General features: G+C 68.6%; 17 protein-coding genes and 1 riboswitch. Of the genes, 9 read left to right on the top strand and 8 right to left on the bottom strand.

Going from position 1 to position 22819, the window contains the following annotated elements; all coding sequences use genetic code 11:
- Nucleotides 1–69: 69 nt before the first annotated feature.
- From B5X82_RS12195 to B5X82_RS12205, 3 genes are read right to left on the bottom strand one after another with little or no spacing between them, the layout of a single operon-like run.
- Nucleotides 70–3174, bottom strand: a complete 3105-nt coding sequence (locus tag B5X82_RS12195) for a CHAT domain-containing protein (RefSeq protein WP_235862681.1) — start codon at nucleotides 3172–3174, stop codon at nucleotides 70–72.
- Nucleotides 3174–7769 carry a beta strand repeat-containing protein gene (locus B5X82_RS27235; RefSeq protein WP_079648447.1) on the bottom strand — a complete coding sequence of 1532 codons (4596 nt, stop codon included), beginning with the start codon at nucleotides 7767–7769 and terminating at the stop codon, nucleotides 3174–3176. The genes B5X82_RS12195 and B5X82_RS27235 overlap by 1 nt, the downstream gene beginning before the upstream one ends.
- Nucleotides 7770–7771: 2 nt before the next feature.
- The gene (locus tag B5X82_RS12205; protein ID WP_079648756.1) at nucleotides 7772–9541 is read right to left on the bottom strand and encodes a ShlB/FhaC/HecB family hemolysin secretion/activation protein; all 1770 of its coding nucleotides are present in this window, start codon (nucleotides 9539–9541) and stop codon (nucleotides 7772–7774) included.
- Nucleotides 9542–9709: 168 nt separating this feature from the next.
- Nucleotides 9710–9913, top strand: a riboswitch (cobalamin riboswitch).
- Nucleotides 9914–10043: 130 nt separating this feature from the next.
- On the opposite strand from B5X82_RS12205, the gene B5X82_RS12210 reads away from it, so the two are divergent.
- On the top strand, nucleotides 10044–11930 hold the full coding sequence (locus B5X82_RS12210; protein ID WP_079648448.1) for a TonB-dependent receptor plug domain-containing protein: 1887 nt from the start codon (nucleotides 10044–10046) through the stop codon (nucleotides 11928–11930).
- A 51-nt stretch (nucleotides 11931–11981) separates the two neighbouring features.
- Here B5X82_RS12210 and B5X82_RS12215 read toward each other — a convergent pair whose 3' ends face one another.
- A complete protein-coding gene (locus B5X82_RS12215) occupies nucleotides 11982–12608 on the bottom strand; it encodes a response regulator transcription factor (protein WP_079648449.1) in 627 nt (208 codons plus the stop codon).
- Between the two features lie 580 nt (nucleotides 12609–13188).
- Here B5X82_RS12215 and B5X82_RS12220 point away from each other — a divergent pair.
- From B5X82_RS12220 to B5X82_RS12230, 3 genes are read left to right on the top strand one after another with little or no spacing between them, the layout of a single operon-like run.
- Complete coding sequence (locus B5X82_RS12220; protein ID WP_079648450.1) at nucleotides 13189–13599, top strand: response regulator; 411 nt, start codon at nucleotides 13189–13191, stop codon at nucleotides 13597–13599.
- A gap of 13 nt (nucleotides 13600–13612) precedes the next feature.
- Nucleotides 13613–14692 carry a chemotaxis protein CheB gene (locus tag B5X82_RS12225; RefSeq protein WP_079648451.1) on the top strand — a complete coding sequence of 360 codons (1080 nt, stop codon included), beginning with the start codon at nucleotides 13613–13615 and terminating at the stop codon, nucleotides 14690–14692.
- 15 nt (nucleotides 14693–14707) lie between these two features.
- Entirely contained in the window at nucleotides 14708–14968 is a 261-nt protein-coding gene (locus tag B5X82_RS12230; RefSeq protein ID WP_079648452.1) for a hypothetical protein, read from the top strand.
- Here the strand turns inward: B5X82_RS12230 and B5X82_RS12235 are convergent.
- Genes B5X82_RS12235 through B5X82_RS12245 form a run of 3 tightly spaced genes read right to left on the bottom strand, consistent with a single transcriptional unit; the run spans nucleotide 14965 to nucleotide 18205 of the window.
- Complete coding sequence (locus tag B5X82_RS12235; protein ID WP_079648453.1) at nucleotides 14965–16164, bottom strand: glycosyltransferase family 4 protein; 1200 nt, start codon at nucleotides 16162–16164, stop codon at nucleotides 14965–14967. The two genes, B5X82_RS12230 and B5X82_RS12235, sit on opposite strands and share 4 nt — an antisense overlap.
- Nucleotides 16161–17075, bottom strand: a complete 915-nt coding sequence (locus tag B5X82_RS12240) for a Gfo/Idh/MocA family protein (protein WP_235862682.1) — start codon at nucleotides 17073–17075, stop codon at nucleotides 16161–16163. The genes B5X82_RS12235 and B5X82_RS12240 overlap by 4 nt, the downstream gene beginning before the upstream one ends.
- Nucleotides 17075–18205 carry a Gfo/Idh/MocA family protein gene (locus tag B5X82_RS12245; protein ID WP_079648455.1) on the bottom strand — a complete coding sequence of 377 codons (1131 nt, stop codon included), beginning with the start codon at nucleotides 18203–18205 and terminating at the stop codon, nucleotides 17075–17077. The genes B5X82_RS12240 and B5X82_RS12245 overlap by 1 nt, the downstream gene beginning before the upstream one ends.
- A 181-nt stretch (nucleotides 18206–18386) precedes the next feature.
- Between B5X82_RS12245 and B5X82_RS12250 the strand changes: the two genes are divergently transcribed.
- The 5 genes from B5X82_RS12250 (at nucleotide 18387) to B5X82_RS12270 (ending at nucleotide 20718) form a co-directional block, all read left to right on the top strand.
- Entirely contained in the window at nucleotides 18387–18938 is a 552-nt protein-coding gene (locus tag B5X82_RS12250; protein ID WP_223811100.1) for a helix-turn-helix domain-containing protein, read from the top strand.
- Nucleotides 18939–19012: 74 nt separating this feature from the next.
- Nucleotides 19013–19372, top strand: a complete 360-nt coding sequence (locus B5X82_RS12255) for a hypothetical protein (RefSeq protein WP_012049372.1) — start codon at nucleotides 19013–19015, stop codon at nucleotides 19370–19372.
- Nucleotides 19373–19444: 72 nt separating this feature from the next.
- On the top strand, nucleotides 19445–19897 hold the full coding sequence (locus B5X82_RS12260) for a hypothetical protein (RefSeq protein ID WP_079648757.1): 453 nt from the start codon (nucleotides 19445–19447) through the stop codon (nucleotides 19895–19897).
- A complete protein-coding gene (locus B5X82_RS12265) occupies nucleotides 19840–20478 on the top strand; it encodes a JAB domain-containing protein (RefSeq protein ID WP_209047085.1) in 639 nt (212 codons plus the stop codon). Before B5X82_RS12260 ends, B5X82_RS12265 begins: the two co-directional genes overlap by 58 nt.
- 51 nt (nucleotides 20479–20529) lie before the next feature.
- A complete protein-coding gene (locus tag B5X82_RS12270) occupies nucleotides 20530–20718 on the top strand; it encodes a DUF6961 family protein (RefSeq protein WP_079648458.1) in 189 nt (62 codons plus the stop codon).
- Between the two features lie 243 nt (nucleotides 20719–20961).
- On the opposite strand, the gene lepA is transcribed toward B5X82_RS12270, so the two are convergent.
- On the bottom strand, nucleotides 20962–22785 hold the full coding sequence (gene lepA, locus B5X82_RS12275) for a translation elongation factor 4 (RefSeq protein WP_176152549.1): 1824 nt from the start codon (nucleotides 22783–22785) through the stop codon (nucleotides 20962–20964).
- Between the last annotated feature and the right edge of the window lie 34 nt (nucleotides 22786–22819).

Here is a 22819-nt window from a genome sequence, read left to right on the forward strand (position 1 = left end):
GCCTTGCCGCCGCCTCGCGCGGCGGAGCCGGCGTCTGGCCCCTCCCCTTGCGGGGAGGGGGAGAAGCGGTCAGCGGGTCGCCTGGACGGCGGCGCCCGGCGCGGCGCCGGCCGGCAGCAACGGCCGCTCGCCGTCGCCGACGATCGCGAAGGCCGACCAGTAATAGGGATGCGAGGTGTTGGCATCGTCCATCAGGCCGATCTGCGCCTGCCGCATCGCGCTCGCCATCGGCGTTCCCGGCGGTGCCGTGAACAGCCCGCTGATCAGCCGCTTGGTCGCGTTGAAGTCGTCGGGCACCGGCCAGTGGCTGGCGATGACGGTGCGGGCGCCGGCGCCGACGAAGGCGCGGACGAGGCCGTCGAGCGCGAAGTTGCCGCCAGTCGTGATGCCCGCCTCACGGGTCGCCGAGATCGTCGCCATGCCCGCCGTGTCGCAGGCCGACAGGATCACCACGTCGGCGTCGAGCTTGAGGTCGAAGATCTCCTTGAACGACAGCAGCCCATCCGAGGTGCCGCCGCCGAAGCTGGTCAGCAGCGCCGGGCGCGCCGGGCATTCCGGACGGGGCGCGGTGACGAGACCATGGGTCGCGAAGTGGATGATGCGATATTCGTTGAGATCGCCCATCCCCATGATCGTCGAATCGGAGAAAGCCGCGTCGGTGATCAGCCGCGACTTGTCGGCGCCGACGATCCCGCTGGCCAGATAGAGCTCGGACGCGGAGATCGGGTTGTTCCAGTTGCCAAGCGGCCAGGCGCAGGGATCGGCCATCGCCGGCGGCGCGACGAACAGCGGGTTGAGCGCCGGCCGGGCGTTCTCGCCGAGGCCGAGATAGGCCTTGATCGCCTTCGAACCGGCGACGTCGCGGCCGTCGACGAACGAGCGCGGGCTGACCACGGTCGAGATGTCGCGGTCACGGCCCAGCCAGTTGACCCCGCGGAAATCGAAGTCGTCGGCGTTCGGCTTCTTCAGCCGGCCGAGATAGGCGTCGACGCCCGCCTGGTCGATCGGCAGCAGGTTGGCAGGAAGCTGGAGCAGCGGGCCGTCGGGCTCGAAGATCAGGTTGGAGACCTTGTGCATCTCCGCGTCGACCGGACCCATCAGGGTGACATAGAGCTTGCGGGCGAGGACGACGTCGAACGGATAGGTCGCGACCTGCCCATTCTCGATCTTCACCACCGAATCGCGGATCTGCGCGACGACGTCGGCGAGCTGCTTGGCGGTCATGTCGAGCTTCCAGGCGCGGGCAACGCCCTGGGCGACGAACATCGCATAGGCGTCGTCGCCGACCAGCGTGACCTTGTAATAGCCGTCGCCGGGCCGGAGTGCCTTCTGCAGCTCCTCGACCGACATGGTCTGCGGCGACAGGACGCGGTAGCGCGGGAACTGGGCCAGCTTCGCCTGGAGCGCGGTCTGGTCACGCGAATAGCGGGCGAGGCGCGCCTGCGCCTCGGCCAGCGCGGGACGTTCGGCGGGGTTCGGCGTGGCCGTCATCCGCGCGATCTCGCCAGTGGCGCGGGCGATGTAGCGCGACAGCGTCACCGACTGGCGGAACAGGCTGGCCGCCTCGTCGTCGCCGCCCGAAAGCTCGCGGGCGAGCAACGCCTGGGTCTGGGCGATGCCGGGACGCAGCATCACCTGGCTTGCGCCGAACATCCGCGCCACCGCGGTCGGATCGGTCGCCGCACGCTCCGCCAAAAGGCGGAAATAGGGGCGCAGCAGGGTCCGGATCGACGCCATCGCGCCGGGCAGGCTCTCCGCCTCCGACACGACCTGGCCGTACATCGTCGCCGCCCGGTCGGTCTGGCCGTGGCGGCTGAGGAAGCCCGCGAAGCGCGCACGGGCGCCCAGCGAGACTGCCGAATTCGGGTGCTGGATTTCGACGACCTGGAGCGCGTCGGCATAAAGGCGCTCGGCCTCGCCGACATTGCCTTCCGCCTCGGCGATCAGCCCAAGCTCGGACTGGATGCTCGACCGCAGCCAGCCGGTGCTGTTCATCCGGCCTTCGCGGATCGCCTGCATCGCGTTGATCGCTTCGGCGAAGGCCGCCTTGGCCTTGGGATAATTGCCGTCGATCCGATAGGCTACGCCGCGCAGCTGAAGCGCCTGCGCATCGAGGATCTGCGCCTTCTCGAACGGCTGGAGCTGTCCGTCGAGCGCGCCGAGCTGGCGCAGCGCGGCGCCCTCCCGGTTGAGGTCGGCGGCGATCTCGTCGCTGATCTCGCCCTGGCCCAGCTTGGCATCGGCGACGGCGCTGCTCTCGATCTCGACGACCGGCTTGTTCAGTTCGGCGATCGCCTGCTGCACCTTGCTCTGGTTGAGATAATGCAGCGCATAGGAGTTGCGGAGGATTCGACCGATCACCGGATCGGCGAGCGCCGACGGGGTCGCGGCGCGCGCGAACAGCGCGTCGGCGGTGGTGAAGTTGCGCTGGTTCGATTCCTGAAGCGCCTGGTTGGCGAGATATTCGGGCAGATGCGACTCCGCACCCGTGCCCGACGCGTCGCGCTCGGCCAGCGCCTCGAAGAACTCGGCCGCCTCGGCGTAGGAGCCTTCGTTGTTGCGTGCATAGGCCTCGCTTAGCGCGCTGTCGCTGTCGAGCGCGCCCGCCTGGACACGCGCGAAGGCGGCGGGATCGCCGGCCGAGGTCGTCGCGACCTGCACCTCGCCCTTGACGATCGCATCGGCGACGATCGTGCGGAGACCGAGCTGGAGGGCGCTGTCATAGCCGCCCAGGCCATCGGCGACGTAGACCGTCCGCCCCTTGGCATAGGCATAGACCTTGTAGGCGAGCTGGTTCGCGTCGACGCAGTCGCGGACCTGGACGTTGCCGAGGCCCTCGACCGCGACGCTGGTCGCCGCCTGACAGGTCACCGGCGCCTCGGCGTGGGCGATCACCCGCGCGACCGCATCGTCGCCACCCTTGCGCAGCGCGAACAGCCGGCCGACCGGCGCCGCCGCGTCGCGGCACACGACCCGATAGCCACGGTCGAACATCGTCGACAGCACAGGGCTCGCCGAGCGGACCTGTGCGGTGCAGAGCACACCGCTCGACCCGATCCGGAAGCTGTTGCGCAGCGACAGGCTGGACGGGCCCGCTGCGGGCGCCGTCGCGGGAAGCCCGAGCGTCGCCGCCGCGAGCAGGCCGAGGCCCATGGAGAGACGGTTGATCCGCATCACTGCTTCCCTCCATTCGAGGATCTGTCGTCATCGCGCGAAGGCGGTGCGCTGCCTGGCGCCGGGGTCTGGCCGCCGCCCGAAGACTGGCCCGCGCCGCCGGCGTTGCCCGATGCGGCGTTGCCGCCGTCGTCGAAGATCTGGTTGCCGATGCTGCCGAAGGACGGCGTGGCATCGCCACCGCTCGGGGTCATGCCCGGCGCACCGACCGGCATGGCGCCGGGGGAGGCGCCGCCGGCACCGGCCGGCGACGGACCGTCGCCGCCGCTACCGCCCGTGTCGGTGAGGCCGTCGGCCCCCGGCCACAGGCTGCTGTTGCCCGAGCTGAGCACCGGCGTGTCGATCTGCGTGGCGTCCGAGCCGATGTTGCTCGTGTCGATCAGCAGGTTCGGGCCGCCGACGCTGCCGCCGCCCGAGGTCGAGCTGCCGGCGTCGTCGCTGCCGTCGCCGCCCTCGTCGTCGCCATCGCCCGCCGATCCGGTCGAATCGCCGGAAGCACCGGTCGAATCCGAGCCGGGTGCCGTGGCTCCCGTCTCCTCCGTGCTCTTGATGCTGCCGCCCGCGACGCGCGTGCCGGTCAGCGACGACTGAATGCTCGACGAGATATTCGTCGTCTCGGTCGTCACCGTCTCGTTCACCGCCGGCTCCTCGATGACCGGTGGCGGCGGCGACACCGGTGGTGGTGGCGGCGGCGGTGGCGGCGACACCGGCGGAGGTGGCGGCGGGGGCGGGGGTGGCGACACCGGCGGTGGCGGCGGTGGCGACACCGGCGGAGGCGGCGGCGGTGGAGGTGGCGACACCACCGGCGGCGGAGACACCGGCCGCGCGACCGGCTGGCAGGCCCCGCCATTGAGCGTGCAGTTGGCCAGGTCAGCATCAAACTGGCCGCCCGCATCGCGATAGAAGTTGACCGGATGGGTACCCTGTGCCGCCTCGGTGCTTATCGTGAAGGAGGCGGGAGACGTGCCGAGCGTGACGGTGCCGTTACCCGCCGAGACCTCGCTCACCGTGGTCGTGTTCAGGAACACGTTCTGGTAGGAGTTGGTCGGGGCTAATTGGCCGTCGGCGTGCACGGTCCCGTTGGAGATCGTCAGGTTGCCGCCGTTCGTGGCGATCAAGAAGTTGCCCGCGGTGGTCGGCCCACTCGGTGCTTCGGGGTTGCCGAAACCCGACACGTCGGCAACGAGCGTACCGATCGAGAGCAACTGCCCCCCGACCGTGGTCTGATAGCGATAGGTCGAGAGGATCGCGAAATTGCCGCCCTTGCCGGCGCCATCGGCCCCGACGGCACCCGAGGCGGTCATGCCCGAGCCGCCGCTGCCGCCCGCACCGCCCTGCGCATGGGCGATGAGCGTGGCCGAACCGATCGTGACCGGTGCGCCGCGCGAGAGGATGGCGAGGCTGCCCGCATCGGTGCCACCGCCGCCGATCCCCTGGCCGCCCGCGCCGCCGCCGCCGCCGGTGCCCGTGCTCGACGAACCGCCGGCGCCGCCGTAGCCGCCAATGCCCGCCGCATTCATGTTGAGGCTCTGGATATCGGCCGAGCCATTGTTCTCGGCAGTCTGCCCGCCGCTGAAGACGCCCGCCTGGATATTTCCGCCGATGCCGGTGCCGCCGGCGCCACCAGTGCCGCCATCGCCCTCGCTCGGCGAGGCGCCATCGGCACCGTCGCCGCCTATGCCGGTCGCGGAGAGCAAAGCGGAGGTCAGGGAGAGATGGCCGCGGCCAGCATAGGCGCCCATGATGACGACGCCGCCCTGGCCCAAGCCGCCGGCGCTGCCGACGCCGTCCGCGCCCGGGTCACCGCCATTGCCGCCCTGCCCCACCGCCGACATCTGCACCGAAGGCGCACTGATCGTCGCCGAAGCAGTGGAGCCGCCGAGATTGGTGGCGAGCAACTCGGCATAGCCGCCCGTGCCATTACCCGCCTGGCCGACGTTGCTGCCGTCGGAATGGGAACCGCCGCCGATGCCGTCCGCGGCCAGGATCAGGCCGCCCGGAGCGTTGATCGCACCGTTGCTCGCCCGTGCATAGACGCCGTAGAAGGGATCATAATCCTGCGTATCCAGGCCCGGCGGGCGTCCGCCCAGCCCGTTGCCGCCGGTCCGGCCGTCGCCGCCCGTGCCGCCTGCATTGGCGATCGCCTGACCGTTCAAGGTGAGCGTCGCGCCAAAGGCCTCGAAGCCGGCCACACCACCGGTACCGGTGCCGCCGACGCCGGAGCCGAGACCGTCCACTTCGCTGTTGCCACCGGTGCCGCCGGCGTCGAGGGTGATGCTGGTCTGCGCGCCACCCAGGGTGATCGCACCGCCATTGGCAAATATCTCCGCGGCACCGCCGGTGCCGTTGCCCCCCGCGCTTATACCCCGCCCGCCGGTGCCGGTGGCATCGACATAGATGCTGTCCGTGCCGGTGATCGAACCGCCCTGCGCTTCGATGATGGCCTTGCCGCCGACGGCGTTGCCACCCGCTCCGCTGCTCGACTGATCGCCACCGCGGGCATAGACCTGCGCACCGAGCGAGGCGAGCTGGATCGCAGCGGAACCGCTCGACCGCATCCGGAACAAGCCGCCCGTCGCGTTGCCGCCCTGGGAGCTGCCGTCGCTACCGATCTGCGCATAGGCCTCGGCGTTCAACGCGCCGTTGAAGGTGATGCCGCCGCTTCCGCCCGATGCCAGCACGTCGACAGCACCGGCATTGGCCGTGCCGCCGTCACCGCCCCTGCCATTGGCGATCAGGGTGACGTCCACCGGTGTCTGGGCATCGCCGAAGGTGATCGAGCCGCCGTTCGTCTGCAGCGCGACATAGGATTGCGGCGGGTTGGCGCCGCCCGGCAGCACCGACAGCGCCTTGCCGGCAGTACCCGTCTGGAACACATCACCCCCGATCGAGCTCGCATCGAGCGTGACCGGGCCGCCGTCCACGGTGATGCCGCTGCCGGCGTTGGCGGTGAGAAGGATGACGCCGCCGAGGCCGTCGCCGCCATTGCCCTCATAGGTCTGGCCGCCCCGGCCGATGGCGGTCAGGGACATCCCGTTGTCGGCAATGATCCCTGCCTCCCCATTGGCGGTGAGCGTGATGGTACCGCCGAAGCCGTCGCCGCCGTCGCCGGACGAGGCCGGCATGCCGCCCCGGCCGTCCGCCGAGGCCGTCAGGCCGCCATGGAAGGATATCTCGCCGAGCGTCCCGCTCGCGGTGATGGCGATCGTGCCGCCCGTGCCGCTGAACGTTTCGAACCCATCCCCGTTCGCCAGGAGGGTGACGTCGCTGCCGAAGTCGATTCCGCCTCCCCCGGCGAGCAGCGAGATATTGCCAGCCTGCGTCGGCCCGGTGAGGTTGAACGAGGCCGACGTGTCGATCGAGACGGTGCCGGTAAAGCTGATGTCGCTACCGGCGTCGATGGTGACCGGCGCGCCGTTGGTCTCGATCTGCACGTTGCCGGCGATGTCAAGCGGGACGCCCGCCTGGATCAGGGTGCCCGCAGTGAGCGACGGCAGGCCGGATACGCTGACCGAGCCGGTGCCCGCCCCCGCCGAACGGGCGCCGCCTGCGTTGAGCGATCCGAACGCTATGTCACGGCCAGCCGACAGGACGATGCCGCGCTCGGTGGCCTCGGCGCCGCCAGCGACCTGGAAGCCGATATTGCCGCCGAGCAGCATGCTGATCGCGTCGTTCTTCGGCACCGCGACGAAATAGATCGGATGGGCGAGGCCGTCGGGCGTGCTGATCACGCCTCGGCTGGTGCCGCTATGGGCGATTCCGCCCAGCATGTCGGCGCCGACCCCGACCTCGATGTTGAACAGGCCGCTCGTGTCGTCGATCGAAAGCTTCGCCTGCTCCGCCGAGATATAGGCGATGCCGCCCTTCGATTTGACGATGCCGCCCTGGTCGATCTTCGGCGCGAGGATGCCGAAATAATTGCCGGTCGAGATGTCGGCGCCCGACTGGATCGTGACCGCCGCGCCAGCGATGCTGGTCTGGGTGTCGACCGCGGTGACGTAGCCGTCGCCGTCGAGCGTCACGTTGCCGGCGGTGATGTTCGACGTCGTCAGGAGAAGACCGCCCACGTCGAACGAGGCAGTGGAACCGACGACGATTCCGTTGGGGCTGTAGAACCAGACATTGCCCTTCGCGGTGTCGGTGGTGATCGTGCCGTTCAGCGCGATCGAACGGCCGTCGGCATTGGGCTGGGGAACGATCCGGTTGAGGATCGTATATTCGCCGTTGGCCAGGCCGCTGCCGGCGACATAGTTGACCGTGTTGCCGGAGGGCAGGAAGTTGATCGCGTCGGCGACGGAGGCGGTGCCGCCGTTGGTGTCGTTCGGGACCCAGGTGATGAGCGCGGAGGGCGCGTTGACCGTCACCGTGTCGACGCTCGTCGCGAAGGTCCGGTCGATGGTATAGCCGGTACCCGAGCAGGTCGCGGTCAGGCAGCCGTCCGGGACGCCCAGGAAACCGTAGCTATTTGCCGCGAGGCTTTCCTTGACCGGCATGGCCAGGACGGTGGCGAGCACCGCCATCGAGCTCATCGTGCGCGGCATCGACCGCTGGCGGCGCCGCTCGGCGGCGAAGATGTCGGAAACGCTGCTACGCATGGTCAATTGCCCCACGGCCAGAGCTTGGTCACCAGAGATACGAGGAAACGCGGATCATGGTTGTGGGTCTGCAGACCCGCCGCCTTGAGCGGTACCGCGATCGTGCCCTCGATCCGGAAGCGGTTGTCGAGCACAGCACGGAAGCCGCCACCCGCCGACGCCAGGAAATCGGGATTGCGCGGGAGCGAGAAGGTGAAGGCATTGTGCCTGTTCCAGACCCAGGCGAGATCGGTGAAGACGAAGGGCTGCACCGCCAGGTGGGTCTTCTCGAGCGGCTGGAAGCGCGGCAGGCGCAGCTCGAAGCCGCTGCCCAGGCCGCTGTCGCCGATGATCGTGCCGGGATCGTAGCCGCGGCCGATCGAATAGTTGCCGGCCGAGAATTCCTCGAAGCTGAACAACGGATCGAAGGCATATTGGAAGCGCGGCAGCGCCGCGAACCAGAAGCCCTTGCCGAGATTATACTCGATCGCGGCCGATCCGCGGATCAGGCTGGAAGTCGGATCACCGTCGGTGCGCGCCGGGCGGACCAGCGGCAGCGGGAAGCGCGGGCGCGGCGAGGCGTCGAACAGGTCGAGCCCCTGGCGGAATTCGAGCGAGCCCGAGGCGCGCCAGGTCGGCGCGCGGCCCTCGGGCACGTCGCCCATGTCCATGTCGAGGCGGAGGAAGCCGACGCGCAGCCGGTCGCGGGTCAGGTCCTGGCCGGCAAACCGCACTGTCTGGTTGACGAAATCCATGCCGGCCGCGCCAACCAGGCTGAAGCGCTGCGTCCGCACCAGCGGATAGCGCAGCTCGCCGGTCGCGAACAGCGTCCGCGCGGTCAGGTCGAGGCCGGGGAAGCCCGGTATCCGGACATCGGGCTTCGACCAGGCATAGGTGAAGTTGCCGCCGACCGTCAGCCCCTCGCCGCCGAGCTTGGTCTCATAGCCGAGCTGGACGACCTGCTGCTCCTTGAAGTCGGCGGTGCTCGATACCGAGGCGGTCAGCCGATCGGCGCCGAGCAACCCATAGGCCTGCGCTTGTACCGCGCCGGTCCAGCGGCCCGAGCTGCGCGCCGAGAAATTCTGGAGGCTGGCGTTGATCTCGATCGGGGTGTGGACGACGCTGACCTCGCCGACCAGCTCGCCGGGGCCAGTGCCGGCCGGCTTGAGCACGAGGCGGACCTCATAGCCCGGCATGTCGCGCGCCAGCAGCAGGTAGCGCTCGGCGACGTAGCGGTTGAACACCTTCTCCTCGGTCAGGTGCGACAGGTAGGAGGCCAGCACCGTCTCCGCATTGCCGGCCTCGCCGCGCACGCGGACCTGGACGATCCTGGCGAACAGCACCTCGAAGCGGACGACCCCGTCCTCGATCTTCTGCACCGGCACCAGCACTGCGGCGAGATAGCCCTTGCGGCGCAGCGCGGTCGCGGCGGCGTCGCGGATCGCGCAGATCGTGCTGACCGGCCGGTCGGCGCCGAGCAGCGCGGCATAGGACTGGCGAAGCTCCTCCGGACTCACGCCCTGGAGGTTGTTGAACTGGACGTCGTTGATCGTGACCTTGAGATTCGCATAGGCCGGCGAATCGAGCGCACAGGGCGCGCGTTCGATGTCGCCTTCGATCTTGAGTCGCGAGGCGGGCGGCGGTTGCTGCCGGGTCCTGTCCTGCAGCTCGTCACGGCCGGGCGCGATCTGCTGCCCGGTTTCGGGCGCTACGATCTGCGCCAGTGCGATCTGCGATGACGATGCGGCGAGCAGGGCCGTGAGCACGGCCGTCGAGAAGAGCGAGCTACGCAAATATGCCCCCTGATACCCCTTAGCGACGATCCCCATCGTCTCCGCGCCTTCATATCCGGCTTTGACACCCGTGTCATCGCCCTATTGCAGGTCCATCAATAGCTTGGCGCTTGCCCGCAGGAGCGTGCGCTCCGTCACGGGGCCTTGCGATCGCGGGGCTTCGACCCTAAAGCGCACGGCGCGACAGGTTCCCGGAAACGGGATCAAAGGGAATTCGGAAACGGGATCGTCCCGCAGGCCGAAGCTGCCCCCGCAACTGTGATCGGCGAGCGATCGTCCATCCCGCGTCACTGGATGCCCCGGCATCCGGGAAGGCCGGACGAGACGCGACGACCCGAGAGCCAGGAGACCTGCCCGTCGCGGTCGTTCCATCATGCGGGCGGGGTGCACCACATGATCGAGGCGAAAACCTCGCGTGACGACGCCGACTGGGGTCGTGCGCGGGGAGCGTTTCCGAAGCCGCGCGTCCGGCCCCGATGGATTGATCCATGGGAGGACTAGAATGCGGACTTTCACGACATCGCTGATCACGGCGCTTGCGATTTTCCCGGGCACGCTGTTGCCGGCCGCGGCCCAGGCGGAGGAGGCCGATGCCGACAGCATCGTCGTCACCGCCACCCGCACCGAGACGAAGCTGTCCGAGGTCGGCAAGTCGATCTCGGTGATCGACGCCGCGACGATCGAGCAGCGCCAGACGGTGCCGCTCGCCGATCTGCTGCGGACGCTGCCCGGCGTGACCATCCAGCGCAACGGCGGCCTCGGCACCGTCACCAGCGTGTTCATCCGCGGCGCCCAGTCGGACCAGACGGTGGCGCTGATCGACGGCGTCAAGCTCAACGATCCGTCGGCGCCGGGCGGCGGCTTCAACTTCGCCGACCTGCTGACCGACAATCTCGAACGGATCGAGGTGCTGCGCGGGCCGCAGTCGGTGCTGTGGGGCAGCCAGGCGATCGGCGGCGTGATCAACCTGATCACCCGCGAGCCGACCGACCGGTTCGAGGTGCGGGCGACCGGCGAATATGGCCGCTACGAGACAGGCCGCCTGTCGGGTGCGGTCAGCGGCAAGGTCGGACCGACCGCGATCAGCGCGGGCGCGGGCTATCTGACCACCGACGGCATCTCGGTCGCCGACAGCGGCACGGAGAAGGACGGCTACCATCTGTTCGGCGCGCATCTCAAGACGACGACCGAGCTGACCGAGCAGCTCTCGCTCGACCTGCGCGGCTTCTATACCAAGAGCAAGGTCGACCTGGATGGTTTCCCGGCCCCCAGCTTCACCCTGGGCGACACCGACGAATATCAGCGCCAGCAGCAGATCGTCGGCTATGCCGGGCTGAACGCGAACCTGTTCGACGGCCGCTTCCGCAACCGGTTCGCCGCCGCCATCACCCGGATCGATCGCGACAGCTACGACCCGGCCGCGGTCCCGGCGAAGAATTTCGACGCGCGCGGGCGCAACCTGCGCTTCGAATATCAGGGCGTGGCCGAGCTGGGCATCGTCCGGGCGACTTTCGGCGCCGAGCATCAGGAGGAGAAGCTTCGCACGATCAGCGCCTATTTCGGCCCGCCGGTGACGGCGCGCGCCAAGGCCAACATCGACAGCGCCTATCTCGACCTCCATGCCAGGCCGATCGAAGGCCTGAACCTCGGTGCGGGGGTTCGCTACGACGATCACAGCCAGTTCGGCGACGCGACGACGCTCAGTGCCGACCTCGCCTATACGCCGAACGCGGGGTCGACCATATTCCGGGCCAGCTATGGCGAAGGCTTCAAGGCGCCGTCGCTCTACCAGCTCTATGGCGACTACGGCTTCCGGGACCTGCGCCCCGAAAAGGCCAAGGGCTGGGACGCAGGCATCGCCCAGAAGCTGATCGGCGACGCGGTCGAGCTGCGCGCGACCTGGTTCCAGCGCAACACCACCAACCTGATCGACTTCGACCTGGGCACCTTCACCTACGCCAATATCGCGCGGGCGCGGGCGCGAGGCGTCGAGGCGGAGCTGCGCATCGCGCCGACCAGCGAGCTGCTGTTCGCCGCGAACTACAGCTTCACCAACGCCCGCAACCGTGAGCGGACCGACCCCAATTTCGGCCGCCAGCTCGCCCGTCGGCCGCGACAGACGGTCAACGTGACCGGCGACTATCGCTGGCCGTTCGGGCTGACCACGGGCGCCACGATCACCCATGTCTCGCGCAGCTTCGACGATCCCGCCAACAGCAAGCGGCTCGGCGACTATGTGCTGGTCGACCTGCGCGCGGCGCTGCCGCTGACCGACGCGATCGAGCTCTACGGCCGGGTCGAGAATCTGTTCAACGAACGCTACCAGACCGCGGTCGGCTACGGCCAGCTCGGCCGGGCGGGGACCGCCGGGATCCGCTTCCGTTACTGATCCGCGCCCGTCATCCCGGCCTCGGCCGGGATGACGGGCCGAATGGACGCCTCAGCCGGCGGCGGGCGGCCAGCCGGCGATCGCGGCGGTCCGGATCGCCGCGAGGATCGACGGCGCGTCGATCGCCGCCAGCGCGCGGGCCCGATGGATCTGCACCGCGCGCGGATCGAGGTCGAGCATCCGGGCGATGTCCTGGTTCGTCTCGCCTCGGACGAGCCGTGCCAGCACCTGCGCCTCGTTCCGCGTGAGCCGGGCGAGCCGCGCCTTCGCCTCGGCCACCAGCGCGGGCGGCTCACTGCCCTGTTCGAGCAGGTGGAAAGCCCGGTCGATCGCGTCGAGCAGCGCCCGCATCTCATAGGGCTTGTGGAGGAAGTCGACCGCACCCCAGCGAAACGCCTCGATCGCGGCGGCGAGGTCGCTGAAACCGGTGACGACGATCATCCGGAACCGGTCCTTCCGCTCCGCCAGGGCACGGATCAGCTTCGACCCGCCGACCTCGTCGAGCTGAAGGTCGAGCACCACGCACCCCGGCTCGATCCTATCGATCGCGGCGAGACACGTCTCCCCATCCGCATATTCGCGGCATTCGAACGGGCCATGCGCCTGCACGAGACTGACGATCGAGGCGCGCACGATCGCCTCGTCATCGACGATATGGATGATCCGCCGTGCGGTCATCGCATGTCCGCGCCCCCGCGCACCATATTGCCTATCCCAAAAGCCCTGCGTTTATAGATACTTACCCTAAGAGAACGATCGATCAACAAAAAACCCGCATAAATTTGTTTCGTTTCCGTAATTTTATACGACTTTCGTCGCAACAAAGCACCGCTTCAACAGACCTTGCGAAGTGGTGTGGGCTCGGGATGTCGTATATGGCGGCAACCGAAGCCCCCCTGCGGACATTCATCCGGGTCATCCGGGGCTTTTCGACTGATTATTGTTATAATCGATAAGCGTATCGACAGTTCACGTAATTTTTTTACAAGAGCTAACATGGATCAGTGTATAGGAGATTTGATCGATACCACCAGGATAGCAGCCATTACTGTCCCGCGCGTCGCTGCGGACCGCGGACGGAAGCGGCGGCGCCATGGCTATAATCCATCGCCAGGGGCCGCTTCCCCGGTTTTTTACCTAAGGCCCGATCGCCGGGACGGCACCCTGCCGCTACGGCAATCGCGCCTGTCGGCGACGGATCATCCTTTCGTCGAAGCAGGCCGGGCGCAACAGGCTGTTAACGGCTTTCCGCTACCAGATGGGCACGGGGCGCGACGTCCCGAACGACGGGAAGACGGGCGTGCCCAAGACGATCCTCACCGTGGATGATTCATCTTTCATCCGCAAATTGCTGCGCATGGCCCTGTCGGGGCAGGGCTTCCTCGTGGCCGAGGCGGAGGACGGCGTCGCCGCGCTCGAATGGCTCGACGCCCACGACCGGCCCGACGTGATGATCACCGACATCAACATGCCGCGCCTCGACGGTTTCGGCCTGGTCGCGGCGGTACGTGCCCAGGATCGTCACCACGGCATGCCGATCCTCGTCCTGTCGACCGAAAGCTCCGCCGACAAGCAGGATCGCGCCCGCACCGCCGGCGCCGACGGCTGGCTCGTCAAACCCTTCGATCCGGCACAGCTCGCCAGTGCGATCGAAAGCGTCTCGCCGTGAGGAAGCTGCCGGCATGATTCCCGCCCGTACCAAGGCCCGCGTCCTCGTCGTCGATGATTCCCTCACCATGCGGGCCTTCTTCGGCTCGATCTTCGACCGTGCGCCGGGTGTCGAGGTGGTCGGCACCGCCGCCAGCGCCGAGGAAGCGCGACGGATGATCGTCCAGCTCCGCCCCAACGTCATGACCCTCGATATCGAGATGCCGGGAACGAACGGCCTCGACTATCTGGAGGAGGTGATGCGCGATCGGCCGATGCCGGTGATCATGCTGTCCTCGCTCACCCAGAAGGGAGCCGAAGCCTCGTTCCAGGCGCTGGAGCGGGGCGCGCTCGACTGTTTCCCCAAGCCGACGTCGGAGAATCGCGAAGAATTCACGCGGCGGCTGAGCGCGCTGGTCGTCGCCGCAGCGAACGGCTCGGCGCGATCGGCGCGTTACGCCAAGGACCATCCCGCGCGCGCCGGGGGATCGCACCATCACCACCAGCACCCGCCGGCCTTCGACTGGAACGGCAGGATCGCGGTGATGAGCGCCTCGACCGGCGGGGTCGACGCGCTGCTCCAACTGCTGCCCGGCCTGCCCGCCGACGGCCCGCCCATCGTCATCTCGCTGCGGATCGAGCCCGAATTGGTCGCGCCGCTGATGCAGCGGCTCAAGGCGCATTGCCACGCCCGGGTGGTGCTCGCCGAGGACGGTCGGCCGCTGCGCCAAGGCGAGGTCCAGATCGCCTGCGATCCCGGCACCCATGCGGTGATCGACCGCTGGCCCGATCCCGCGATCAAGCTGCTGCGGACCGATCCCGTCAACGGCGCGCGTCCCTCGGCCAGCCTGTTGTTCGCGACCGCCGCCCGCACCGCCGGGGCGAATGCGATCGGCGCGATCCTCACCGGGATCGGTACCGACGGCGTCGCCGGCATGAAGGTCCTCCACGCCAGCGGTGCGCTCACCATCTCGCAGGACTCGCCGAGCTGCCTCGTCGATCAGGCGCCCGCCGCCGCCCGCGCGGCGGGGGCGATCGCGCTCGACCTGCCGATCGAGGCTATCGTCCCCGCGATCCTCGACGGCTGCCGCGCCGCCGACGGCGTCCTGGCCTGAACGCGGGCAGCGCCGATGACCCCGGTCAGCCGATCCGACCTGCTGGCTCTGCTCGCCGACGAGCTCGATGCGGCGCATGCGCAGCTGGAGGCGCTCGGCCTGGCCCTGACCGACGACGTCGCGCTCGCGCATCGGCATCTCGTCGAGCTCCAGGCACTCGACCATGCCGGCCAACGCTGTGCCTCGGTCGCCACCATCCTGCGCGCCGAGGACCTCCATGCCGCGGCCCGCGACGCATCGCTCGACAGCATTGCCGGCCGGGCCGGCGGGGTCTAATCCTCCGCGGCGAACAGCGCGATCAGCTCGGGCGCGATCCGGTCGATGTCGTGGCGGGCGGCGACGCGCTTGCGGGCCTCGCGTCCCATCCGCGCCAGTACCGTCCGGCCGGCGTCCATCGCGGCGGCGATCGCCGCCGCGAGGCCGGCGCCGTCCCCCGGCTCGACCAGCCAGCCGCAGCGCTCGTCGACCAGTTCGGGGATGCCGGCGATGCGGGTTGCGATCACCGGCCGGCCAAGCGCGAACGCCTCCATGATCACGATCGGCAGCCCCTCGGCATGGCTCGGAAGCAGCAACGCGCGGGTCTCCCCGATCCGGCGGCGGACCTCGGCATTGCTGCGCCAGCCGAGCAGCTTGACCCGCCCGCCGGTGCCGGTCCTCCTGATCTCCTGCTCAATAGCGGCCCGGCTCTCGCCATCGCCGATCAGCGCCACCGACAGTTCGGGATGATCGGCGGCAGCGGCGGCGATGGCCGCCGGAATCTCGACCTGCGCCTTTTGCGGGCAGAGCCGGCCGACCGACAGCAGCCGCGCACTCATGGAAGGCGGCGGCGGCGCGGCCGGATAGGCGCGCAGGTCGACGCCGCACGGGATCACCCGGATCCGGCCCCACAGGCTTTCGGGCAGGTGCGCGCGCAGCCGATCGCGGCAATAGTCGCTGATCGCGACCACCGCCTGTGCATGGAGCGCCTTCTCGGTGAGGCTGTTCACGGCGAACCGGTCCAGCTCGTCAGGCCCGTGGACGGTGAAGCTGTAGCGAGGCCCGCCCAGCCGCCGGCACAGCATCGCAACCGCCGCCGCATTGGTCGAGAAATGGGCATGGACATGGGTGATGCCGAGCGCGTCGCAGCGCCGCTTCAGCCGGATCGCCTGGGCCAGATAGGCGGCATGGCGGATCGTTCCCCCGCCGGCAGCGCGTCGCAGCGCGGCCGCCGCCTCCAGCATCTCCGCGAAGCGGCGCGGATGACGGAGCGCCTGCACCGCGAGCCCCCCGGCCAGCCGGCCGGCCTGGCCGGTCAGCAGATATTCGGTCCGCCCGCGCTCCGCCATGTCCTGCGGATCGACCAGCCGTTCCGACCAGTGTCGCACCGCGAAGCGCTTGACCGGCACTCCGGCCCGCTCGATCGCGGCGATCTCGCGCCGGATGAAGGTGGTGCTGGTCATCGGATAGCTGTTGAGCAGATAGGCGAGCTTCATAGGCGGCGTGCCTGCTCGACGAGGCGGGCCACCTCGACCGTCCGCGCATGGCTGATCACCGGGCTCTCGATCGCCCCGGCGCGGTGGAGCGCGACGAAATGCTCGATCTCATGGGCATAGGGGCTGGCGCCGAACGGATGCCAGCGCGCCGAACCCCGGCTACCGAGATCGCCCAGCCGCCGCACCAGCGGGTTCTGCCGGGCATGGCGCCACAGCGGCGAAGGTGCCGCCCGGCCGGGGCCGGTGAAGCGCAGCCGCTGCGCGGTCAGCAGCGGCGGCTGCACCTCGACCGCACCCCCGTCGCCGACAATCCGCAGGCTGTTGTCGAGCCGCTCGACGAAGGAGACGGCAAGGTCGGAGACTCCGCCGCCCGCATGGTCGAGCGTCAGGCGCGCGGCGACATCGATCCCGGCGGCGTCGCGATCGACCGAGCAACGCATCCCCCGCACGGGGCCGAGGGCGATCAGTGCAAGCATCAGCGGATATACCGCCCGGTCGGCGAGCACCCCCCCGTCCGCCTCGAACAGCCGGGGGTGATCGGCGCGGCGGACGCGATAGCCGAAGCTCGCCTCGACGCGGGCGGGCGCACCGATCCGGCCCGACCGCACCGCGGCCAGCGCCGCCGCCACCGCGGGCAGGAACGGCGTGGCGACCGCCTCCATGTAGAGCAACCCGGTCCGGCGCGATTCCGCCACCACCGCCTCCGCCTCGGCGACGCCCATCGTCGCGGGCTTCTCGCACAGCACCGCCTTGCCGTCGGCGAGCGCGGCGAGCGAGCGGGCGGCATGGTCGCGATTGCGCCCGGCGATATAGACAGCGTCGGCCTTATCCTCGCCGACATCGCCAACCAGCGCGCGCATCGTCGCCGCCATCCGGCCGCGTCCGATCACGGCGAAGCGCAGCGACGGCATCACTCGTCCCAGTCCATCGGCGCGATCGGGGCGAAGGCCGTGCGCGGACGATGGTCGCCGCCCGCCTGCATCGCCAGCGCGACCTCCGTCAGGTGGAGCGCGAAATCGCCGGCCAGGCGCGGTTCGCGCCCCTCGGCGACCGCCCGCGCCATCTCGGCGACACCGAGCGCGAAATTCATCGCGGCCGTGCCGCGCCGTCCGGCCATCGGGTGACGGCCGCCGCGGGGCCGGGCCGTCGTCGCGAAGGGGCTGTCGATCAGCCGACGGCGGAGGACGTGGCGGCGCCGGATGCGCACCCGGGCGTCGTTCGCCCAGGCCTCGTCGATCTCGAGCACGCCGTCGTCGCCGAACACGCGCAGCCGGTGATCGTGGCGCGCGATGATCGAGCAGGTGAGCCGCGCCGTCATCGCGTCGAAGGAGAGCGTCGCCGAGGCATAGTCGGGGGCGGCGTGATCGGCACCGGTCTGCCCGGGGTCGAGCAACCGCGCCGCCCCGCCCACGACCCGTCGCACCGGCCCGAACATCGCCATCAGCCAGGACAGATAATAACCGGCATGTTCGAGCGTGCAGCCGGTGCGGAACTCGTCGCTCGCCGGCCAGGGCGCGCCGCTGGCCGATCGCCAGCGCGCGTGCGGCGCGGCCGGCAGGAAGCCGTCGTCGAGCTCCGCATAAACCAGCCGCGGTGTGCCGATCCGTCCCTCGCGCAGCGCTGCCCAGGCGGTCTGCGCAGCGCGCCCCAGCAGGCTGCACGGCGCCGAGGCGAGGTGGAGTCCCTTCTCGCGCGCCAGCGCGGCGAGCGCCTCGGCCTCGCCGAAGTCGAGCGCGAGCGGCTTTTCGCTCCAGACATGGCAGCCGGATTCGAGCGCCGCGCGGGTGACGTCGGCATGGGCATGGGGATTGGTGAGGTTCAGGACGATCGCGGGCCGTCGAGCGACCAGGTCGGCGAAGCCGGCCGCCGGATCGACCGCCCAATGCCGCGCGAAGGCGGCGAGGCGGACGGGATCGACGTCCCAGACGCCAACGATCTCGAGCCCGGGGAAGGTGCGCAGCGAAGGCATGTAGAGATCGGCGACATAGCCCGCCCCCACGATCGCGATTCGGCTCGCCGGCCGATGGTCCCCCGCCGCCATGGCGCGAGCCTAGGAGCCAAAACCGATCATCGCAACGCTCAGCGGCGGGGTATCGAAGCTCGTTCGCATATCAATGGCCTATCAATGCCCAGGTCATGTCACCGGGGGTGTCACGGTTGCTTCATCGGCCGCGATCATGCTCGCGCTTGTGTCGGATTTTACACAGTCGAGGATTGGCGATATGATCGGCGCCATGGAATCGGATCGCATAGAGAAGCTCACCGAAGCGCAGCGCGTGTGCCTGCGCATGGTTCTCATGCATCTTTCCTCCAAGGACATCGCCCGCGAACTGGGGATCTCGCCCCACACCGTCGACCAGCGGTTGCGCATGGCGATCCAGGCGCTGGGCGTCGCGAACCGCTTCGAAGCGGCGCGAATCCTGGCGAAATACGAGACCCCGAACGCATATCAATCAGCCGTATATCAATCGTCGCATGTTGCTCCACAGCCCGTCCATGCCACTGTCGGGTTGTCCGACATTCATGGGGTTCGGCAGGAGGACAGCGGCTATCACGGCAGTGCGGTTCGGGAAGAGCAGATCGCGTTCCGGACTCCCGCATTCGCTACAGGCGGCTTCGTCAACCTGCCCATCCCCACGCCGGGGAGGGAGCGTAATGACCTAAGCATCGTGCAGCGTCTGGGGTGGATCGTCTCGATCGCCATTGCCTCGGCGCTCGCATTCGGCGGACTTCTCGCCGGCCTCGACGCGCTGAAGCGCCTTTTCCAGGCCTAAGCGCACCCGAACACCGTTCATCGTCGAAACAGGGACGTGCGGCCTGCGGACAGGCCGTGCGAAGGGAGCAGCACATGTTCAATCGCCAGACCATTCTCAAGCGCCGCGAAGTTGCGCAGGGCGTCGCCGACCGGCTGATGGCCGCCGAGCATGCGATCGATCTCGCCATCGCGAAGACCGCCGAGCTCACCGGCTTCATCCCGGCCGCCCGCGCCGAGGCCGACCTGGCCTGCGAAGTCGCCCAGGAAGCGCTGGAATATGCGGCGGAGAGCTTCTCCACGCTGGTCAAGGCGCGCGCCAAGATCATCGCCAGCCACCGCGAACTGGCCGCCACCAAGGACGAGATCGGCCTCAAGACCTATGGCCTGGGCGGCCTGGTCGGCAAGCCGTTCAACTCGGAAGTCCGCCACCTCACCGAGGTTGCAGCCGCCTGAGGCTCGCCCCGCTGGAAGCGGGGCGTCGCAACCATGCTTGACCGGGGAATGTCCTTATGATTCGGTCGCCGCATGCTGCTCGCCCTGCTCTTCCAGCTCTTCTACCTGTTCGCGCTCGTCGCCGTCACCTCCTATGCGGGATGGCGCGGCGGCTGGCCCGAAAGGGTCGGAGCGGCGATCATGGTCGTCGGCTCGATCCTCACCGTCGTGGCCGCCAACTCCTTCTATCCGGGGTGGCGCTCGCCCGAAGCGGGGATCATCATCGTCGACCTGCTCGTGCTCGCGGCCTTCGGCAATCTTGCCCTCTCCAGTGATCGATATTGGCCGATATGGGTAACATCCTTCCATTTGATCGCGGTGACCATTCACCTGGCCAGTCTCGCCGATCGCTCGGTGGCGGCCTTGGCCTACGCGAACGCGCAGGAATTCTGGGCCTATCCCATGCTGGCGGGCATAGCGGTCGGAACGTGGAACTTCCGCCGGAGGCAGGCCTCGATCCCCAGGGCGAATGTCGCGAGATACTAGAGTCGCTGCTCCAGCCGCTCGCCCTCGCCCATAGCGGCGCGATCATCGACGAGCTGCTCGACGAATTCGGCAGCCTGCCCGCGATCCTCGCGGCCGAGCCCACCCTGCTTCACGACTGCCTGCCCGAGGACGGCCAGGTCGTCGACTTCCTGGTCGCGATGCGGGTGGCGATGCTCCATTCGCTGCGCACCCGGCTCGGCCAGAGCCCGATCCTGTCCAGCTCCGAGGCGCTGACCAACTATCTGTTCGCCGCAATGGCGTACAACACGGTCGAGCATCTCCGGGTGCTGTTCCTCAATTCGACCAACCGGCTGCTGCGCGACGAGGTGATGGCGCGCGGCACGGTGAACCAGGCGCCGCTCTATCCGCGCGAGATATTGAAGCGGGCGCTGGAGGTCGGCGCGACCGCGCTGATCGTGGTCCACAACCATCCGTCGGGAGATCCGACCCCCTGCCAGGCCGACGTGAAGGCAACCGCGCATCTCGTCGCGGCAGCCCGCACGCTGGACATCGCGGTGCACGACCATCTGATCGTGGCGCGTACCGGGTGGCGCAGCCTTCGGGCCGAGGGGTTGATCTAGGGCATGTCCCAGCCGTTGGAGAAGAAGAGTAGTAGCGTCATGGAGACCAGTATGATCCGGGACTTCGCGCGAAGGGTGATCGACGATTTCGGCGATCAGACCGACAGCTATGTCGCCAGCCGCATCGGCGTGCTGATCCGCGACGGGGACAGCTACGGCGTCGGCCTGTGGAAGGCGGTCGCCACCGAGATCGAACGGATCCGGCTGCCCGAAGCGAACGTACCGCGCAGCCGCCACTGACCAGGATTCGGCGCAAGCCGAGCACAGGTGCCCGGCCGGCTGTCCTCCCCCCGATCCGGCCGGCCGGGGACACACAGGGAGGACTTCCAGCCCCCACAGGGCGGCGGACCGGCAAGGGGCTTGCGGTCCGCCGCCCGACTTTTTTAGGGGCGATGCGGGGCATATCAACGATTGATATGCCCTCGTCTCCGCCGTTATTTCCGGGACAGCAGGGCCGGGGCGGCTCTGTTCGCCGCGAGCGGCTCAGCTCTCGTCGCCCATCCGCAGCGCGGCGATGAAGGCTTCCTGCGGGATGTTGACGTTGCCGTATTCGCGCATCCGCTTCTTGCCCTCCTTCTGCTTCTCGAGGAGCTTGCGTTTGCGGGTGGCGTCGCCGCCATAGCATTTGGCGGTCACGTCCTTGCGCATCGCGGCGATCGTCTCGCGCGCGATCACCTTGCCGCCGATCGCGGCCTGCACCGGGATCTTGAACAGGTGGCGGGGGATCAGGTCCTTGAGCCGCTCGCACATGTGCCGGCCGCGCGCTTCGGCGGCGCCGCGGTGGACGATCATGCTGAGCGCGTCGACCGGCTCGCCGTTGACCATGATGCTCATCTTGACGAGGTCGCCCTCGCGATAGCCGATCTGGTGATAGTCGAAACTGGCATAGCCCCGGCTGATAGACTTGAGCCGGTCGTAGAAGTCGAACACCACCTCGTTGAGCGGCAGCTCATAGGTGATCTGCGCGCGGCCGCCGACATAGGTCAGATTCTTCTGGATACCGCGCCGGTCCTGGCACAGCTTGAGCAGCGAGCCGAGATATTCGTCGGGGACGTAGATGGTCGCCTCGATCCACGGCTCCTCGATCATGTCGATCCGGTTGGGATCGGGCATGTCGGCCGGGTTGTGCAGCTCGATGACCTTGGCGTCCTCGGTCTTCGAATGGCTGAGGTGGAGGCGATAGACCACCGACGGCGCGGTGGTGATCAGGTCGAGGTCATATTCGCGGGTCAGCCGCTCCTGGATGATCTCGAGGTGGAGCAGGCCCAGGAAGCCGCAGCGGAAGCCGAAGCCCAGCGCCGCCGAGGACTCGGCTTCGAAGCTGAACGAGGCGTCGTTGAGGCGCAGCTTGTAGAGGCTTTCGCGCAGCTTCTCGAAATCGGCGGCGTCGACGGGGAACAGGCCGCAGAACACCACCGGCTGGACTTCCTTGAAGCCCGGCAGCGGCGCGGCGGTCGGCTTCTTGGCATCGGTGATGGTGTCGCCGACGGCGGTCTGGCTGACCTCCTTGATCTGCGCGGTGATGAAGCCGATCTCGCCGGGCCCCATCTCACCGAGCTGCTCGATCTTCGGCCGGAAGCAGCCGACCCGGTCGACCAGGTGGACCGTGTCCGCCTGCATGAACTTGATCTGCTGGCCCTTGCGGATCGTGCCTTCGACGACCCGGATCAAGATGACGACGCCGAGATAGGGATCGTACCAGCTATCGACGAGCATCGCCTTGAGCGGCGCGGCCGGATCGCCCTTGGGCGCCGGGATGCGGGCGACGATCGCTTCCAATATCTCGTCGATGCCGATGCCGGCCTTGGCACTGGCGAGGACGGCATCGTCGGCGGGCAAGCCGATGATGTCCTCGATCTCCGCCTTGACCTTGTCGGGCTCGGCGGCGGGCAGGTCGATCTTGTTGATGACGGGCACGATCTCATGGTCGTGTTCGATCGACTGGTAGACATTGGCCAGGGTCTGCGCCTCGACCCCCTGCGCCGCGTCGACGACGAGCAGCGCGCCCTCGCACGCCGCGAGGCTGCGCGACACCTCATAGGCGAAGTCGACATGGCCCGGCGTGTCCATCAGGTTGAGGACATAGTCCTTGCCGTCCTTGGCCTTGTAATCGAGGCGCACGGTCTGCGCCTTGATGGTGATGCCGCGCTCCTTCTCGATGTCCATGTTGTCGAGCACCTGCGCCGACATCTCACGGTCGGTCAGGCCGCCGGTGCGCTGGATCAGGCGATCGGCGAGGGTCGACTTGCCATGGTCGATATGGGCGATGATCGAAAAGTTGCGGATGCGGTCGAGCGGAACGGTCACGAAAATCTCGCATAAGGCGGAGCGGTTGGCGGGC

The sequence above is a fragment of the Rhizorhabdus histidinilytica genome (genome assembly GCF_900167915.1).
Lineage (GTDB): Bacteria > Pseudomonadota > Alphaproteobacteria > Sphingomonadales > Sphingomonadaceae > Rhizorhabdus > Rhizorhabdus histidinilytica.

Coding starts and splice junctions, on each gene's coding strand:
- B5X82_RS12195 (WP_235862681.1), bottom strand. CDS start 3,174: ATGCGGATCAACCGTCTCTCCATGGGCCTCGGCCTGCTCGCGGCGGCG.
- B5X82_RS27235 (WP_079648447.1), bottom strand. CDS start 7,769: ATGCGTAGCAGCGTTTCCGACATCTTCGCCGCCGAGCGGCGCCGCCAG.
- B5X82_RS12210 (WP_079648448.1), top strand. CDS start 10,044: ATGCGGACTTTCACGACATCGCTGATCACGGCGCTTGCGATTTTCCCG.
- B5X82_RS12215 (WP_079648449.1), bottom strand. CDS start 12,608: ATGACCGCACGGCGGATCATCCATATCGTCGATGACGAGGCGATCGTG.
- B5X82_RS12220 (WP_079648450.1), top strand. CDS start 13,189: ATGGGCACGGGGCGCGACGTCCCGAACGACGGGAAGACGGGCGTGCCC.
- B5X82_RS12225 (WP_079648451.1), top strand. CDS start 13,613: ATGATTCCCGCCCGTACCAAGGCCCGCGTCCTCGTCGTCGATGATTCC.
- B5X82_RS12230 (WP_079648452.1), top strand. CDS start 14,708: ATGACCCCGGTCAGCCGATCCGACCTGCTGGCTCTGCTCGCCGACGAG.
- B5X82_RS12235 (WP_079648453.1), bottom strand. CDS start 16,164: ATGAAGCTCGCCTATCTGCTCAACAGCTATCCGATGACCAGCACCACC.
- B5X82_RS12240 (WP_235862682.1), bottom strand. CDS start 17,075: ATGCCGTCGCTGCGCTTCGCCGTGATCGGACGCGGCCGGATGGCGGCG.
- B5X82_RS12245 (WP_079648455.1), bottom strand. CDS start 18,205: ATGGCGGCGGGGGACCATCGGCCGGCGAGCCGAATCGCGATCGTGGGG.
- B5X82_RS12250 (WP_223811100.1), top strand. CDS start 18,387: ATGATCGGCGCCATGGAATCGGATCGCATAGAGAAGCTCACCGAAGCG.
- B5X82_RS12255 (WP_012049372.1), top strand. CDS start 19,013: ATGTTCAATCGCCAGACCATTCTCAAGCGCCGCGAAGTTGCGCAGGGC.
- B5X82_RS12260 (WP_079648757.1), top strand. CDS start 19,445: ATGCTGCTCGCCCTGCTCTTCCAGCTCTTCTACCTGTTCGCGCTCGTC.
- B5X82_RS12270 (WP_079648458.1), top strand. CDS start 20,530: ATGATCCGGGACTTCGCGCGAAGGGTGATCGACGATTTCGGCGATCAG.